Origin of the sequence: Streptomyces sp. V4I8 (assembly GCF_041261225.1) — a bacterium.
Classification (GTDB): Bacteria; Actinomycetota; Actinomycetes; order Streptomycetales; family Streptomycetaceae; genus Streptomyces.
In genome coordinates this window covers 3025106-3040321 of the sequence record NZ_JBGCCN010000001.1, presented here as the reverse complement: position 1 = coordinate 3040321, position 15216 = coordinate 3025106, and the positions used below count along the sequence as shown (strand labels likewise).

Annotated in this window: 13 protein-coding genes and 1 riboswitch; of the genes, 10 read left to right on the top strand and 3 right to left on the bottom strand. The window is 68.7% G+C overall.

The annotated features are described in order from the left end of the window. Nucleotides 1-80: 80 nt before the first annotated feature. The gene (locus ABIE67_RS13805; RefSeq protein WP_370256783.1) at nt 81-1457 is read right to left on the bottom strand and encodes a cysteine desulfurase/sulfurtransferase TusA family protein; all 1377 of its coding nucleotides are present in this window, start codon (nt 1455-1457) and stop codon (nt 81-83) included. A gap of 286 nt (nt 1458-1743) precedes the next feature. On the opposite strand from ABIE67_RS13805, the gene coxB reads away from it, so the two are divergent. The 4 genes from coxB (at nt 1744) to ABIE67_RS13785 (ending at nt 6230) form a co-directional block, all read left to right on the top strand. After that, entirely contained in the window at nt 1744-2709 is a 966-nt protein-coding gene (gene coxB, locus ABIE67_RS13800; protein WP_370256782.1) for a cytochrome c oxidase subunit II, read from the top strand. After that, nucleotides 2706-4442, top strand: a complete 1737-nt coding sequence (gene ctaD / locus ABIE67_RS13795) for a cytochrome c oxidase subunit I (RefSeq protein WP_370256781.1) — start codon at nt 2706-2708, stop codon at nt 4440-4442. Before coxB ends, ctaD begins: the two co-directional genes overlap by 4 nt. Beyond that, nucleotides 4439-4837 (top strand): cytochrome c oxidase subunit 4, encoded by a 399-nt coding sequence (locus ABIE67_RS13790; RefSeq protein WP_048585163.1) that lies wholly within the window; start codon nt 4439-4441, stop codon nt 4835-4837. The genes ctaD and ABIE67_RS13790 overlap by 4 nt, the downstream gene beginning before the upstream one ends. 130 nt (nt 4838-4967) lie before the next feature. After that, nucleotides 4968-6230, top strand: coding sequence for an Ig-like domain-containing protein (locus ABIE67_RS13785; RefSeq protein ID WP_370256780.1), 1263 nt, complete (start codon nt 4968-4970; stop codon nt 6228-6230). A 121-nt stretch (nt 6231-6351) separates the two neighbouring features. On the opposite strand, the gene ABIE67_RS13780 is transcribed toward ABIE67_RS13785, so the two are convergent. Next, on the bottom strand, nt 6352-6753 hold the full coding sequence (locus ABIE67_RS13780) for a hypothetical protein (RefSeq protein WP_370256779.1): 402 nt from the start codon (nt 6751-6753) through the stop codon (nt 6352-6354). A gap of 145 nt (nt 6754-6898) precedes the next feature. Between ABIE67_RS13780 and ABIE67_RS13775 the strand changes: the two genes are divergently transcribed. From ABIE67_RS13775 to ABIE67_RS13750, 6 genes are all read left to right on the top strand, one after another. After that, nucleotides 6899-7519, top strand: coding sequence for a heme-copper oxidase subunit III (locus tag ABIE67_RS13775; protein WP_370256778.1), 621 nt, complete (start codon nt 6899-6901; stop codon nt 7517-7519). 79 nt (nt 7520-7598) lie between these two features. Next, nucleotides 7599-8411, top strand: a complete 813-nt coding sequence (locus ABIE67_RS13770; RefSeq protein WP_370256777.1) for a c-type cytochrome — start codon at nt 7599-7601, stop codon at nt 8409-8411. After that, nucleotides 8408-9457, top strand: coding sequence for a Rieske 2Fe-2S domain-containing protein (locus ABIE67_RS13765; RefSeq protein WP_370256776.1), 1050 nt, complete (start codon nt 8408-8410; stop codon nt 9455-9457). The genes ABIE67_RS13770 and ABIE67_RS13765 overlap by 4 nt, the downstream gene beginning before the upstream one ends. Then, nucleotides 9454-11091: a cytochrome bc complex cytochrome b subunit gene (locus tag ABIE67_RS13760; RefSeq protein ID WP_370256775.1), complete on the top strand. Its 1638-nt coding sequence runs from the start codon at nt 9454-9456 to the stop codon at nt 11089-11091. The genes ABIE67_RS13765 and ABIE67_RS13760 overlap by 4 nt, the downstream gene beginning before the upstream one ends. Nucleotides 11092-11281: 190 nt before the next feature. Beyond that, complete coding sequence (gene trpD, locus ABIE67_RS13755) at nt 11282-12346, top strand: anthranilate phosphoribosyltransferase (protein WP_370256774.1); 1065 nt, start codon at nt 11282-11284, stop codon at nt 12344-12346. A gap of 85 nt (nt 12347-12431) precedes the next feature. After that, nucleotides 12432-12548, top strand: a riboswitch (SAM riboswitch). A gap of 144 nt (nt 12549-12692) precedes the next feature. Further along, the gene (locus tag ABIE67_RS13750; protein ID WP_370256773.1) at nt 12693-14060 is read left to right on the top strand and encodes an aminotransferase class V-fold PLP-dependent enzyme; all 1368 of its coding nucleotides are present in this window, start codon (nt 12693-12695) and stop codon (nt 14058-14060) included. Here the strand turns inward: ABIE67_RS13750 and ABIE67_RS13745 are convergent. Continuing rightward, nucleotides 14015-15214, bottom strand: coding sequence for a glycerate kinase (locus tag ABIE67_RS13745; protein ID WP_370256772.1), 1200 nt, complete (start codon nt 15212-15214; stop codon nt 14015-14017). The genes ABIE67_RS13750 and ABIE67_RS13745 overlap by 46 nt on opposite strands. Nucleotides 15215-15216: the final 2 nt, after the last annotated feature.

The window sequence follows — 15216 nt, the reverse complement described above, 5'->3', positions numbered from 1 at the left end:
TGCGGTGCGTGGGGCTGGTCGCGCACACGCGGCGGTAGCCGCAGATCGACAGAGCCCCGCGGCCCCTAAGAGAAGGGGGCTCAGGTCACCCGGCGGACCACGTACGCCGTCCCCTCCTCAGCCGGCTCCTCGCCCACGTACTCCTGCCCCCGCATCTCGCACCACGCCGGGATGTCCAGCCGGGCGGCCTCGTCGTCGGCGAGGACGCGGACCAGTCCGCCGACCGGCACCTCGCCGATGACCTTGGCCAGCTCGATGACGGGGATCGGGCACAGCTTGCCGAGGGAGTCCACGACCAGGACGTCGTCCCGTACGACCGTCTCGGCGGCCGGGGCGCCCAGTTTCTCCCGCACCCCCGCGACCGTCCCCGGCAGCACCTCCAGGAACCGCTCGACATCCTCCGCCGCCGCCCCGAACGGCAACGACACCCTCACATTCCCCTCGCTCAGCACCCCCATCGCCTTCAGCACATGGCTGGGCGTCAGGGTGCTGCTCGTACAGGACGAACCCGACGAGACCGAGAACCCGGCGCGGTCCAGCTCGTGCAGCAATGTCTCCCCGTCGACATAGAGACACGAGAACGTGACGACGCCGGGGAGCCGTCGCACCGGATCGCCGACCACCTCCACATCCGGCACCAGTCCCGGCACCCGCGCCCGGATCCGCTCCGTCAGCTCCCGCAGTCGTACCGCCTCTTGGGCCGCCTCGGCCCGCACGGCCCGCAGCGAGGCCGCCGCGGCGACGATCGCCGGGATGTTCTCGAACCCGGGCGCCCGCCCCGACTCCCGCTCGTCCGCGGGCCCTTGAGCGGCGAACCGCACCCCTTTCCGTACGACGAGCAGCCCGACCCCCGACGGCCCACCCCATTTATGCGCACTCCCGGTCAGCACCGACCAGTCACCCTCGACACGCGCCCACCCCAGCGACTGCGCCGCGTCCACCAGCAGCGGCACCCCGGCCTCCCGGCACACACCGGCCACCTCCGCCACCGGCTGCTCGGTCCCCACCTCGTGGTTGGCCGACTGGAGGCAGGCGAGCGCGGTCTCCGGCCGGAGGGCCTCCGCGTACCCCCGCACGCTCACGGCCCCCGCACGGTTCACCGGGATTTGGGTGACCGACCCTCCGTCGGCCTCGTGCGCATCGGCCGAATGGAGCACGGATGAATGTTCAACTGACGACACGATCAGGTGACGTCCCACCCGACGCCGCCCGGCCAGCGCCCCCGCGATCCCGGAGTGCACGGCGCGCGTGCCGGACGTCGTGAACGCCAACTCGTCCGGTCGGCATCCCACGGCCGCGGCGGCCGCCTCTCGAGCCGCGTCCAGCAACAACCGCGCCCGCCGTCCCTCCCGATAGAGACGAGCAGGATCAGCCCACCCCTCATCAAGGGAGGCCTGCAGAGCCTGCCGGGCAACCGGATGAAGGGGAGAGCTGGAAGCAGCGTCGAAGTAGGCCACACAGCAACGCTAAAACGTCCCGCAGGGCAGCGAACCTCAGGGGCGCGGGGCTGTGGCATTTGCGGCTCCGCCGCGGGGCGCGACCAGCCCCCAACAACCCGCAGCCGCCAATCCAGCGAACCACCCCACCCCATAGGTACCCCTCCCCGCGAACCCCCGGAGGGCGTCGGCTAGGGTTTGGTCCGCATAAACATCCAAACCCCTGCCCGTCGCAGGGCGGCGACCGACCAGCGAGAAGGCAGGCCGCAGCCATACCGCGCGGGCGAGACTCTCGGGAAGGCGCTACGTGAGTCCCAACGGCTCCGACCGCTCGCCGCGGCGCCCGATGCGGCGGAAGCTGCTGCAGGCAATGACCGCGGGCCTGGTCCTGGCGACAGCCACCGGTTGCTCGTACAACTGGGAAGACTTCCCCCGCCTTGGTATGCCCACCCCGACCACGGAAGAGGCTCCGCGGATCCTCTCCCTGTGGCAGGGCTCGTGGGCGGCCGCGCTCGCGACGGGCGTGCTGGTCTGGGGCCTGATCCTGTGGAGCACCATCTTCCACCGGCGCAGCCGCACCAAGGTCGAGGTTCCTCCGCAGACTCGGTACAACATGCCGATCGAGGCGCTGTACACGGTCGTTCCGCTCATCATCGTCTCGGTGCTGTTCTACTTCACGGCCCGCGACGAGACGAAGCTCCTCAACCTCAAGGACAAGCCCGACCTCACGGTCAACGTCGTGGGCTACCAGTGGAGCTGGGCCTTCAACTACGTCCAGCCCGTCGACGGTTCCACCGGTGACGCGAAGACCGACAAGAACCTCTCCGCCATTCCGGACCGGTTCAAGGAGGACTTCCCGGCGAACGCGGGCGGTGTCTACGACGCCGGCACCCCGGGCAGCCGGAACCCCCAGACGGGCAACCCGGGCCCCACCCTGTGGCTGCCCAAGGGCAAGACGGTCCGCTTCGTCCTCACCTCGCGTGACGTCATCCACTCCTTCTGGGTGGTGCCGTTCCTGATGAAGCAGGACGTCATCCCGGGCCACACCAACGCCTTCGAGGTGACCCCCAACAAGGAGGGCACCTTCCTGGGCAAGTGCGCCGAGCTGTGCGGCGTCGACCACTCCCGGATGCTGTTCAACGTGAAGGTCGTCTCCCCCGAGCGCTACGAGCAGCACCTCAAGGACCTCGCCAAGAAGGGGCAGACCGGTTACGTTCCCGCCGGCATCGCGCAGACGGGCCACGAGAAGAACCGGGAGACGACAAACCTGTGAGCATCCTCAACGAACCCCAGGGTGCCGCGGCAGCTGAGGACTCGTACGAGAACGAGCTGCCGGTCAGGCGCAAGCAGCCCGGCAACGTCGTGGTCAAGTGGCTCACCACCACCGACCACAAGACGATCGGAACGCTGTACCTCGTCACGTCGTTCGCGTTCTTCGTGATCGGCGGCGTGATGGCGCTCTTCATGCGCGCCGAGCTCGCCCGGCCTGGTCTGCAGATCATGTCGAACGAGCAGTTCAACCAGGCGTTCACGATGCACGGCACGATCATGCTGCTGATGTTCGCGACGCCGCTGTTCGCCGGCTTCACGAACTGGATCATGCCGCTGCAGATCGGCGCGCCGGACGTGGCGTTCCCGCGGCTGAACATGTTCGCCTACTGGCTCTACCTGTTCGGCTCGACCATCGCGGTCGGTGGCTTCCTCACCCCGAACGGCGCGGCCGACTTCGGCTGGTTCGCCTACTCCCCGCTGTCGGACGCGGTCCGCTCGCCGGGCATCGGCGCCGACCTGTGGATCATGGGTCTGGCCTTCTCCGGCTTCGGCACCATCCTCGGCGCGGTCAACTTCATCACCACGATCATCTGCATGCGCGCCCCCGGCATGACGATGTTCCGCATGCCGATCTTCGTGTGGAACGTGCTGCTGACCGCGGTCCTGGTCCTGCTCGCCTTCCCGGTCCTCGCGGCCGCGCTGTTCGCCCTGGAGGCGGACCGGAAGTTCGGAGCGCATGTCTTCGACTCGGCCAACGGCGGAGCCTTGCTGTGGCAACACCTCTTCTGGTTCTTCGGCCATCCAGAGGTGTACATCATCGCGCTGCCGTTCTTCGGCATCATCAGTGAGGTCATCCCGGTCTTCTCCCGTAAGCCGATGTTCGGCTACATGGGTCTGATCGCGGCGACCATCGCGATCGCGGGTCTGTCCGTGACGGTGTGGGCGCACCACATGTACGTCACCGGAGGCGTCCTCCTACCGTTCTTCTCCTTCATGACGTTCCTCATCGCCGTACCGACAGGCGTGAAGTTCTTCAACTGGATCGGAACGATGTGGAAGGGCTCATTGTCCTTCGAGACACCGATGCTCTGGGCGACCGGCTTCCTGATCACCTTCACCTTCGGTGGTCTGACCGGTGTCATCCTGGCCTCGCCGCCGATGGACTTCCACGTGTCCGACTCGTACTTCGTGGTGGCGCACTTCCACTACGTCGTCTTCGGCACCGTCGTCTTCGCGATGTTCTCCGGCTTCCACTTCTGGTGGCCGAAGATGACCGGCAAGATGCTCGACGAGCGCCTCGGCAAGATCACCTTCTGGACGCTGTTCATCGGCTTCCACGGCACCTTCCTGGTCCAGCACTGGCTGGGTGCCGAGGGCATGCCCCGTCGTTACGCGGATTACCTCGCGGCCGACGGCTTCACCGCCCTGAACACGATCTCGACGATCAGCTCGTTCGTGCTCGGCGCCTCGATCCTGCCGTTCTTCTACAACGTGTGGAAGACCGCCAAGTACGGCAAGAAGGTCGAGGTCGACGACCCGTGGGGCTACGGCCGCTCGCTCGAGTGGGCCACGTCCTGCCCGCCGCCGCGGCACAACTTCCTCACCCTGCCGCGGATCCGTTCCGAATCCCCGGCGTTCGACCTGCACCACCCTGAGATCGCCGCCCTCGACCAGCTCGAGAACGCCCCTCACGGTGAGAAGGCCCTCGCTGGTGGCAAGGAGGCCGGCAAGTGAAGATCCAGGGCAAGATGTTCATCTGGCTGAGCGTCTTCATCCTCGCCATGGCGATCGTCTATGGCGTGTGGTCGAAGGAGCCGGCCGGCACGACGGCCCTCTTCCTGTCCTTCGGTCTGTCCATCATGATCGGCTTCTACCTGGGCTTCACGGCCCGGCGGGTCGACACGGGCGCCCAGGACAACAAGGAAGCGGACGTGGCGGACGACGCCGGCGAGGTCGGGTTCTTCAGCCCGCACAGCTGGCAGCCGCTCTCCCTCGCGATCGGTGGCGCGCTCGCCTTCCTGGCGATCGCGGTCGGCTGGTGGCTGCTGTACTTCTCGTTCCCGATGCTGCTGATCGGCCTCTGGGGCTGGGTCTTCGAGTACTACCGCGGTGAGAACCGCACCCAGTAACACGAGCTGAGCTCACAGGAGCCCGGACACTCCGCCAGGAGTGTCCGGGCTCCCGCTATTGGAGCAACGGATGTCACTCGAACGCCCTATCCGGCGCGCCGTGGGTGACGCGGCTTCCTAGCGTGAGGCCATGAGCAAAACACCGCGTACGAGCACCGTCATAGGCTGCTCGCTGCTGCTGGTCGCGATAGGCGTGAGCGCCGCCGGCTGCAGCAGCGAGGGCAACCCGCTGTCCGCCGAGCCCTATGACGCGGCCGACCAGATCGCCTTCAACGGCCCCGCGGGCGACGGCCGGAAGGCCGACCCCGACAAGCCCCTGGAGATCACCGCCGAGGACTCCGACGGCCGGATCACGGACGTCACCGCCAGAGACGCCGCAGGACGCTATGTCGCGGGCGAACTCTCCGCCGACGGCACCCGCTGGCACAGCACCTCCCCGCTCGCCGCCAACGCCCGTTACACGGTCCGCGTGAGCACCGAGGACGAGGACGGCGCCCCCGGCCGCAAGGTCCTCACCTTCGACACCAGCAAGCCGACCAGCCAGAAGCACCTGACGGTCACCTTCGGCCCCAAGGCGGGCACCTACGGCGTCGGCCAGCCCGTCACCGCCGAACTGAGCCAGCCCATCAAGGACAAGAACCAGCGGGCGATCGTCGAGCGTGCCCTCAAGGTCGACTCCACCCCCGCCGTCGACGGCAACTGGCACTGGGTGGACGACAAAAAGCTCCACTACCGCCCCCAGGAGTACTGGCCCGCGGGCGCCGTCATCCAGGCCCGCAGCAACCTCGACGGCATCAAGATCAGCGACCGCCTCTGGGGCGGCAAGGTCAAGCCCCTGCGCATCACCATCGGCGACCAGGTCATCGCCGTCACCGACGCCGCGACCCACCAGCTGACGCTCTACCGCAACGGCGAGGAGGTCAGGTCGATCCCCGTCACGACCGGCAAGCCCGGCTTCGAGACCCGTAACGGCGTCAAGGTCGTACTGGGCAAGGAGTACTTCGTACGCATGCGCGGCACGACCGTCGGCATAGCGGAGGGTTCCGCGGACTCGTACGACCTACCGGTCTACTACGCCACCCGCGTGACCTGGAGCGGCGAATACGTCCACGCCGCCCCCTGGTCGGTCGGCTCCCAGGGCTACGCCAATGTCAGCCACGGCTGCACCGGCATGAGCACCGCCAACGCCGCCTGGTTCTTCGAGAACGTCCGCGAGGGCGACATCGTCAAGGTCGTCAACTCGTTCGGCAACACGATGGAACCGTTCGGCAACGGCTTCGGCGACTGGAACCTGCCCTGGCAGAACTGGCGCGACGGCAGTGCCCTGGTGGGCGGCACCCCGGACGGACCAAGCCCCGCCGAGAGGGCCAGGCTGAGGCCGCAGAGCATCTGAATCGCCCTCCAGGGCCGCGCCTCTCAGAGGGGCGGGGCTGTATCGATCTGCGGCTCCGCCGCGTGGGCGCGACCAGCCACATGGGACCCGCAGCCGCCCGCATAGGCGTACCCCCGAGCTCTCAGGCGCTCGCAAGCCTCTTCGTACGCAACAGAGAAGCCAACGCCCCCGCGAACTCCACCGGCTCCACAGGCAGCGTCACAGCCGCCTCAGCCCGACTCCACGTGGCCAGCCACGCATCCTGCGGCCGCCCGATCAGCAGCAGCACCGGCGGGCAGTTGAACACCTCGTCCTTGATCTGCCGGCAGACCCCCATGCCCCCCAAGGGCACGGCCTCACCGTCCAGCACACAGACGTCGATGCCCCCCTTGTCCAGCTCGCGCACCACCGCGGCCGGCGTCGCGCACTCCACGAACTGCACGACCGGCACGTCCGGAGCGGGCCGGCGCCCGGTGGCCAACCTCACCTGCTCGCGGGTGTTGGAGTTGTCGCTGTAGACCAGCACCGTGGCGGTCGGCTGCATTGTTCCTCCGTGACGTCAGCGTCGTAAGGACAGGCCCGTTGGGCCGGATGCTACTCCCTTGAACACCACGTCAACACCGGTATGAACGGGGAAGACACTCCGAACGGCACCCCCCGGAGTGAGGGCGGGATAAGCGACCGACATAATGTCGGTCGTGGCGACAGCAACGACAGTAGACAAGGGTCACGCGCACCCGTCGGTCAACCGACCGAACCTCACCAGCGTCGGAACCATCATCTGGTTGAGTTCCGAGCTGATGTTCTTCGCGGCCCTCTTCGCGATGTACTTCACCCTGCGATCGGTGACCGGTCCGGACTTCTGGCACGAGAAGGCGGCCGCCCTGAACTTCCCGTTCTCGGCGACGAACACCACGATCCTGGTGCTCTCCTCCCTCACCTGCCAGCTCGGCGTCTTCGCCGCCGAGCGCGGCGACGTGAAGAAGCTCCGGGGCTGGTTCATCGTCACCTTCATCATGGGTGCGATCTTCATCGGCGGTCAGGTGTACGAGTACACCGAGCTGGTCAAGCACGAGGGCCTCTCGCTCTCGTCCGACCCCTACGGCTCGGTCTTCTACCTGACCACCGGTTTCCACGGCCTGCACGTGACGGGCGGCCTCATCGCCTTCCTGTTCGTCCTCGGCCGCACCTACGCGGCGAAGAGGTTCACGCACGAGCAGGCGACCGCCGCGATCGTCGTGTCCTACTACTGGCACTTCGTCGATGTCGTCTGGATCGGCCTCTTCGCCACGATCTACATGATCAAGTAGCCGGGCCCGATCCCGCGCGCGTTCCACAACGCACATACCAGAAGCATCGACGCAGAAGATCCTGACACCGGGGTAATCCGTGAAAAAGCTCTCCGCACGACGACGCCATCCGCTGGCGGCGGTCGTCGTCCTACTCCTCGCGCTGGCGTGCACGGGGGCTCTGTACGCCGTCTTCGTCCCCACGAAGAAGGCGCAGGCCGAGGAAACCGCCCAGTCCCTCACCATCGAAGAGGGCAAGAAGCTCTACACCGTCGGCTGCGCCAGCTGCCACGGAACCGGCGGTCAGGGCACCTCCGACGGGCCGAGCCTGGTGGGCGTCGGCGCCGCCGCCGTCGACTTCCAGGTCTCGACGGGCCGTATGCCGGCCGCCACCTCCCAGGGCGCCCAGGTCCCGAAGAAGAAGAACATCTACTCGCAGGCCGAGATCGACCAGCTCGCGGCGTACATCGCCTCGCTGGGCGCCGGTCCGTCCGTCCCGACCGAGGAGCAGTACGGCCCCGAGGGCGCGGACATCGCCAAGGGCGGCGAGCTCTTCCGCAATAACTGCGCCCAGTGCCACAACTTCACCGGCAAGGGCGGCGCGCTGACGAAGGGCAAGTTCGCCCCGACCCTCGAGGGTGTCGACCCGAAGCACATCTACGAGGCCATGCAGACCGGCCCGCAGAACATGCCGTCGTTCCCCGACACCACGCTGTCGGAGCAGAACAAGAAGGACATCATCGCGTACCTGCACGCGGTCAACAGCGACGAGACGGTCAACCCGGGTGGTCTGGAGCTGGGCGGCCTCGGGCCGGTCAGTGAGGGCCTCTTCGCCTGGATCTTCGGGCTCGGTGCACTGATCGCGGTCGCCGTCTGGGTCGCCGCTCGGACCGCAAAGGCCAAGAAGTCATGAGTAGCCAAGACATTCCAGAAGAGAACCTGCCCGCTGAGCAGGACACCACCGTCGCGGTAGCGGACGAGAAGCACCCCTTCGCCGACCCCGGCCTGCCGCCCCACGAGCACCGGATCCAGGACATCGACGAGCGGGCCGCCAGGCGGTCCGAGCGCACGGTCGCCCTGCTGTTCACGGTGTCGATGCTGGCCACCGTCGGCTTCATCGCCTCGTTCGTCACGATCCCGCACGACAAGTCGGTCTTCGTCTTCCCGATCGGTCACCTCAACGCGCTGAACTTCGCGCTGGGGCTGACCCTCGGTACGGCGCTGTTCTGCATCGGCGCGGGCGCGGTCCACTGGGCCCGCACCCTGATGTCCGACGTGGAGGTCGCCGACGAGCGGCACCCGATCGCGGCGGAGCCCGAGGTCAAGGCCAAGGTCATGGCCGACTTCAAGCAGGGCGCCAAGGAGTCCGCGCTCGGCCGCCGCAAGCTGATCCGCAACACGATGTTCGGCGCGCTGGCGCTGTTCCCGCTCTCCGGCGTGGTCCTGCTGCGTGACCTCGGCCCGCTGCCCGGGACGAAGCTGCGCCACACCCTGTGGTCCAAGGGCAAGCTGCTCGTCAACATGAACACCGACGAGCCGCTGCGTCCCTCGGACGTCGCGGTCGGCTCCCTCACCTTCGCCAAGCCGGAGGGCCTGGAGGAGCACGACCACGACTTCCAGAACGAGATCGCCAAGGCCGCCCTGATGATCGTCCGGCTCCAGCCCGACGACATCAAGGACAAGCGCGAGCTCGAGTGGTCGCACGAGGGCATCGTCGCGTACTCGAAGATCTGCACCCACGTCGGTTGCCCGATCTCCCTGTACGAGCAGCAGACGCACCACGTGCTCTGCCCCTGCCACCAGTCCACCTTCGACCTCTCCGACGGTGCCCGAGTGATCTTCGGCCCCGCCGGCCACGCCCTGCCGCAGCTGCGCATCGGCGTGAACGACGAGGGCTACCTCGAGGCGCTCGGCGACTTCGAAGAGCCCGTCGGTCCTGCATTCTGGGAGCGCGGATGAGCACCACAGAGACCACCGAGTCCCGCTCGCGCGGGAAGGCACCGGCCGGCGAGCGCGTCGCCGACTGGGCGGACGGCCGACTGGGGATCTACTCCCTGGCCAAGGCCAACATGCGCAAGATCTTCCCCGACCACTGGTCGTTCATGTTGGGCGAGGTCTGCCTCTACAGCTTCATCATCATCATCCTCACGGGTGTGTACCTGACGCTGTTCTTCCACCCGTCGATGAACGAGGTGGAATACCACGGCAGTTACGTCCCGCTGCAGGGACAGCTCATGTCGGAGGCGTTCAGCTCCACGCTGCACATCTCCTTCGACGTGCGCGGTGGTCTGCTGATCCGGCAGATCCACCACTGGGCGGCGCTGATCTTCCTCGCCGGCATGTTCGTGCACATGATGCGCGTGTTCTTCACGGGCGCGTTCCGCAAGCCGCGTGAGATCAACTGGCTGTTCGGCTTCCTGCTGTTCGTCCTGGGCATGTTCACCGGTTTCACCGGCTACTCGCTCCCGGACGACCTGCTCTCCGGCACCGGTGTCCGCTTCACCCAGGGCGCGATCCTGTCCATGCCGGTCGTCGGCACGTACATCTCGTTCTTCCTCTTCGGCGGCGAGTTCCCGGGCGTCGACTTCGTGGCCCGCTTCTACTCGATCCACATCCTGCTGCTGCCGGGCATCATGCTCGGCCTGGTGGTCGGCCACCTGATCCTGGTCTTCTACCACAAGCACACGCAGTTCGCGGGCCCCGGAAAGAACAACAAGAACGTCGTCGGCATGCCGCTGCTGCCGGTCTACATGGCCAAGGCCGGAGGCTTCTTCTTCCTGGTCTTCGGTGTCATCGCGGTCATCGCGGCGGTGGCGCAGATCAACCCGATCTGGGCCATGGGTCCCTACCGTCCGGACCAGGTGTCCACGGGCGCCCAGCCCGACTGGTACATGGGCTTCGCCGAGGGTCTGGTCCGCTACATGCCGGGCTGGGAGATCAACTTCTGGGGTCACACGCTCGTCCTGGGTGTGTTCATCCCGCTGGTCCTCTTCGGCCTGGTACTGATGGCCATCGCGGTCTACCCGTTCATCGAGTCCTGGGTCACCGGCGACAAGCGCGAGCACCACATCCTGGACCGCCCGCGCAACGCCCCGACGCGTACCGCGTTCGGTGTCGCCTGGGTCACGGTGTACATGATCGGCCTGGTCGGTGGTGGCAACGACCTGTGGGCCACCCACTTCCACCTGTCGATCAACGCGGTCACCTGGTTCGTCCGGATCGGCTTCTTCGTCGGACCGGTCCTCGCGTTCATCATCACCAAGCGGATCTGCCTCGGCCTCCAGCGCCGGGACAAGGACAAGGTGCTGCACGGCCGCGAGTCGGGCATCATCAAGCGCCTGCCGCACGGTGAGTTCATCGAGGTGCACGAGCCGCTCAGCCAGGACGCGCTGCACACCCTCACCGCGCACGAGCAGTACAAGCCGCTCGAGATCGGCCCGACGGTCGACGAGAACGGCGTCGAGCGCAAGGTGAAGGGCTCCGAGAAGCTGCGCGCCAAGCTCAGCAAGTCCTACTTCGACGAGGACGGCCAGATCCCGAAGCCCACCGTCGAGGAGTACAAGGAGATCACGAGCGGCCACGGCCACCACTGATCGCTGTCAGCCACGCCACGGTTGAAGGGCCCCGTCCGGTTGCGGACGGGGCCCTTCGCCGTGCGGGGAGACGAGGAGTCGTCCGGTGTTCGGACTGGGCGCTTCTCCGTACCCCGGTGCTGGATAGGGTGGACCCGTTGAGATTCGCGTCCCGTAGTGCGGGACACCACAACTGACCCAGGAGCGGCTGATGAGCGCTGTGACCCCCGCTGGAGGCGACACCGCGGCGGGCCGTTCCTGGCCCGAGGTGCTGAGTGCCCTGCTCGGCGGACAGGACCTGAGCGCCGGCGACACGGCCTGGGCGATGGACCGCTTCATGACCGGCGAGGCCTCGGACGCGCAGATCGCCGGCTTCATGGTGGCCCTGCGGGCCAAGGGCGAGACGGTCGAGGAGATCAACGGTCTCGTCGAGGCGATGTACGCCCACGCGCAGCCGCTGGACATCCCCGGCCCGGCCGTCGACATCGTCGGCACGGGCGGCGACCGGGCCAAGACGGTCAACATCTCGACCATGTCCGCCATCGTGATCGCGGGCGCCGGGGCGAAGGTCGTCAAGCACGGCAACCGCGCGTCGTCCTCCGCGAGCGGCTCCTCCGACGTGCTGGAGAAGCTCGGCATCAACCTGGACCTGTCGCCGGAGGGCGTGGCGCGGGTGGTGGACGAGGCCGGCATCACCTTCTGTTTCGCCGCCAAGTTCCACCCCTCGATGCGGTTCGTCGGCGGCGTACGACGGGACCTCGGCATCCCGACCTCGTTCAACCTCCTCGGCCCGCTGACCAACCCCGCCCGCGTCACCGCCTCGGCCGTCGGCTGCTTCGACACCCGGATGGCGGGGCTCATCGCCGGCGTACTCGCCGAGCGCGGCTCGTCCGCCCTGGTGTTCCGCGGTGACGACGGCCTCGACGAGCTGACGACGACGGCCACGTCGAAGGTGTGGGTGGTCCGCGACGGCAAGGTGACCGAGGAGGCCTTCGACCCGCGCGACGTCGGCATCGAGCTGGTCCCCGTGGAGGCGCTGCGCGGCGCGGACGCGTCGTACAACGCGGAGGTCGCCCGGCGTCTCCTGGACGGCGAGACAGGGCCGGTGCGGGACGCCGTACTGCTCAACTCGGCTGCGGCGCTCGTGGCGTTGGAGCCCACGGACGACCCGCTCACGGAGCAGATCAGGCTCGGGATGGCGAGGGCGGCGGAGTCGGTCGACTCGGGTGCGGCGAAGCGGACGCTGGAGCGGTGGGTGGCGGCCAGCAACGCCTGAGCCGGCACCATGTGACGCAGGGCGCAGTCCAGGATCCGGACTGCGCCCTTGCGCATCGAAGATCGTATGGCAGGATGTTGGACCAGGTCATGAGTGACAGTCATGAGGCCCCGGCCGACTGTCCGGCAACCCTCCGTCCGTGGCGGGGTGCCCCGGGTGAAGACCAGGCCGTAGGCAGCGAGGTCTACGGCAAGCGCGGGCCCCTCTCGAAACCAGGGGTCCTGGTCGTTCGAGGGAGTCTTCCGTGAGCAAGCGAATGCGATAGGGCCGCCGAGCCCCGCCTCCGCGCACCCTTCTTCTCTTCTCCGCATGCCTTCAACTCGCATGCCTCTCACGGGAGTTCGCCATGTCTGTCTCCACCGCTGCCGCCGACCAGTCCGTTTGCACCCCGCTGCCCGTTCTGGGCAGTGATGTCACCGTCCCGCTCGTCACCGGCGGCGAGGTCACCTACGCCGCGCTCGACTACGCGGCCAGCGCCCCGGCCCTCCAGCGCGTCTGGGACGACGTCGCCGCCTACGCGCCGTACTACGGCAGCGTCCACCGCGGTGCCGGCTACCTCTCCCAGCTCTCCACGGACCTGTTCGAGAACGCCCGCAGGACGGTCGCCGAGTTCCTCGACTGCCGGGACACCGACCAGGTCGTGTTCACCCGGTCCACGACCGACTCGCTGAACCTCCTCGCCGCCGCCCTCCCGGCCGACTGCCAGGTCTTCGTCTTCGAGACCGAGCACCACGCCTCCCTGCTGCCCTGGCGCGACGCCCGCGTCACCTACCTCAACGCGCCCCGCACCCCGCGCCAGGCCGTCGAGACCCTGGAGCGCGCCCTCGCCGACCGCGACCCCTACGGCCCGGCCCTGGTCTGCGTGACCGGCGCCTCGAACGTCACCGGCGAGCTGTGGCCGGTCCGCGAGCTGGCAGCCGCCGCCCACGCGCACGGCGCACGGGTCGTCCTCGACGCCGCCCAGCTGGCCCCGCACCACGCGGTGAGCGTCCAGGACCTCGACGTCGACTGGGTCGCCTTCTCCGGCCACAAGCTGTACGCCCCGTTCGGCTCGGGCGTCCTGGCCGGCCGCGCCGACTGGCTTCGCGAGGCCGAGCCGTACCTCGCGGGCGGCGGCGCCAGCCGCAAGGTCACCCGGCGTGAGGACGGGGGAGTGGACGTCGAGTGGCACGAGAGCGCCGCCCGGCATGAAGCCGGCTCCCCGAACGTCATCGGTGCCTACTCCATCGCCTCCGCCTGCAAGGCCCTCACCGAGGCCGGCTTCGACAACCTGGTCGCGCGCGAGCAGTATCTGATCGAGAAGGTGCGGGCTGGCCTCGCCGAGGTGCCCGAGGTCCGGATCCTCTCCCTCTTCGGTGACGACGCCCCGCGTGTCGGCGTGATCTCCTTCGTCGTCGACGGCTGGAACAGCTCCCACTTCGCCGCGGCCCTCTCCGCCGAGTACGGCATCGGGGTGCGCGACGGCCTGTTCTGCGCCCACCCCCTGGTCCGCACCCTGCTCGGCAGCGACCCGCAGACGCAGGGCGAGTGCGGTGCCCCGGAGGCGGCGCCCGGGGAGAAGTCCCTCAACGCGATCCGGGTGAGCTTCGGGGCGGGTACGCCGGACGAGCACGTCGAGCGGTTCGTGAACGCCGTGAAGGAGCTCGTCACGGACGGCGCCCGGTGGAACTACCGCACGGAGGACGGCCGTTGCGTGCCGGACACCTCCGCGTGAGCCGGTAGCCGGGCGCCCAGCAGGATCATCCGCAGGGCGCGTTCCGTGGCGTCCGTGAGGAGTTCGGAGGCCCGCACCAGGGCCTCCGCCAGGGCCATCGGCGCCGGCAGGATCCCGCTGAACGCGTCGACGCCCGGCACGTCGTGGGCGCCTTCGCCCAGCGTGCCCGCCAGCACGAGCACCGGGCGGCCGTACAGCTTGGCCCGGCGGGCCACCTCGGCCGGGACCTTGCCGCGGGGCGTCTGGTGGTCCAGCGCGCCCTCGGCGGTGACGACCAGGTCGGCGCGGGCGAGGCGGGCGTCCAGGTCCAGGTGGTCCAGGAGCACGTCGAAGCGGGGGAGCAGCCGGGCGCCCAGCGCGGCGAGACCCGCGCCCAGGCCGCCGGACGCACCGGTGCCGGGACCGGCGTACAGGTCGGTGCCCACAACCCCCAGGTCACGGGTGAGGACCCGCGCCCAGTTCTCCAGCCCCGCCGACAGTTCCTCCACCTGCGCGGGCGTCGCCCCCTTCTGCGGGCCGAAGACACGGGCCACGCCGCGCTCGCCGCACAGCACGTTGTACGGGTTGCAGGCGACGAGCAGCTCGACGTCCCATAGGCGGGGGTCCAGGCCGGACGGGTCGATCCGGGCGAGCCGCGTCAACTCGCGCCCTCCGTGGGGGAGTTCGAAGCCGTCGGCGTCCAGCAGCCGGGCGCCGAGGGCCTGCAGCGCGCCGGCGCCCCCGTCGGACGTACCCGAGTCGCCGCAGCCGATCAGGACGCGCCGTACGCCGGTGTCGAGCGCGGCGCGGATCAGCTCGCCGACGCCGTACGTCGTCGTGGCGCCGGGGTCGCGCAGGGAGTGGGGGACGAGGGAGAGGCCCGCCACCGCGGCCATCTCCACGACCGCCGTGTCCCCCTCGCCGGAACCGAGCAGCGCGAAGTGCGCGCCGATGGTCTCGCCGACGGGGCCGGTCGCGGGCAGCGCGACGAGTCGGCCACCGGTGGCGGCGGCCAACGCGGCGGCGGTGCCCTCGCCCCCGTCCACCAGGGGGATCAGGTCGAGCACGGTGTCCGGCAGCACCCGCCGGACACCGTCCGCGATGGCCTCGGCGGCGGCCTGGGCGGACAGGGACTCCTTGAAGCCACTGGGGGCTACGACGACGCGGGTCAGCATCA

What these genes read in the sequence shown, in the direction of transcription:
- ABIE67_RS13780 (WP_370256779.1), bottom strand. Translation starts at nt 6,753, where the DNA reads ATGCAGCCGACCGCCACGGTGCTGGTCTACAGCGACAACTCCAACACC.
- ABIE67_RS13785 (WP_370256780.1), top strand. Translation starts at nt 4,968, where the DNA reads ATGAGCAAAACACCGCGTACGAGCACCGTCATAGGCTGCTCGCTGCTG.
- ABIE67_RS13765 (WP_370256776.1), top strand. Translation starts at nt 8,408, where the DNA reads ATGAGTAGCCAAGACATTCCAGAAGAGAACCTGCCCGCTGAGCAGGAC.
- trpD (WP_370256774.1), top strand. Translation starts at nt 11,282, where the DNA reads ATGAGCGCTGTGACCCCCGCTGGAGGCGACACCGCGGCGGGCCGTTCC.
- ABIE67_RS13775 (WP_370256778.1), top strand. Translation starts at nt 6,899, where the DNA reads ATGTCGGTCGTGGCGACAGCAACGACAGTAGACAAGGGTCACGCGCAC.
- ABIE67_RS13760 (WP_370256775.1), top strand. Translation starts at nt 9,454, where the DNA reads ATGAGCACCACAGAGACCACCGAGTCCCGCTCGCGCGGGAAGGCACCG.
- ABIE67_RS13750 (WP_370256773.1), top strand. Translation starts at nt 12,693, where the DNA reads ATGTCTGTCTCCACCGCTGCCGCCGACCAGTCCGTTTGCACCCCGCTG.
- ABIE67_RS13745 (WP_370256772.1), bottom strand. Translation starts at nt 15,214, where the DNA reads ATGCTGACCCGCGTCGTCGTAGCCCCCAGTGGCTTCAAGGAGTCCCTG.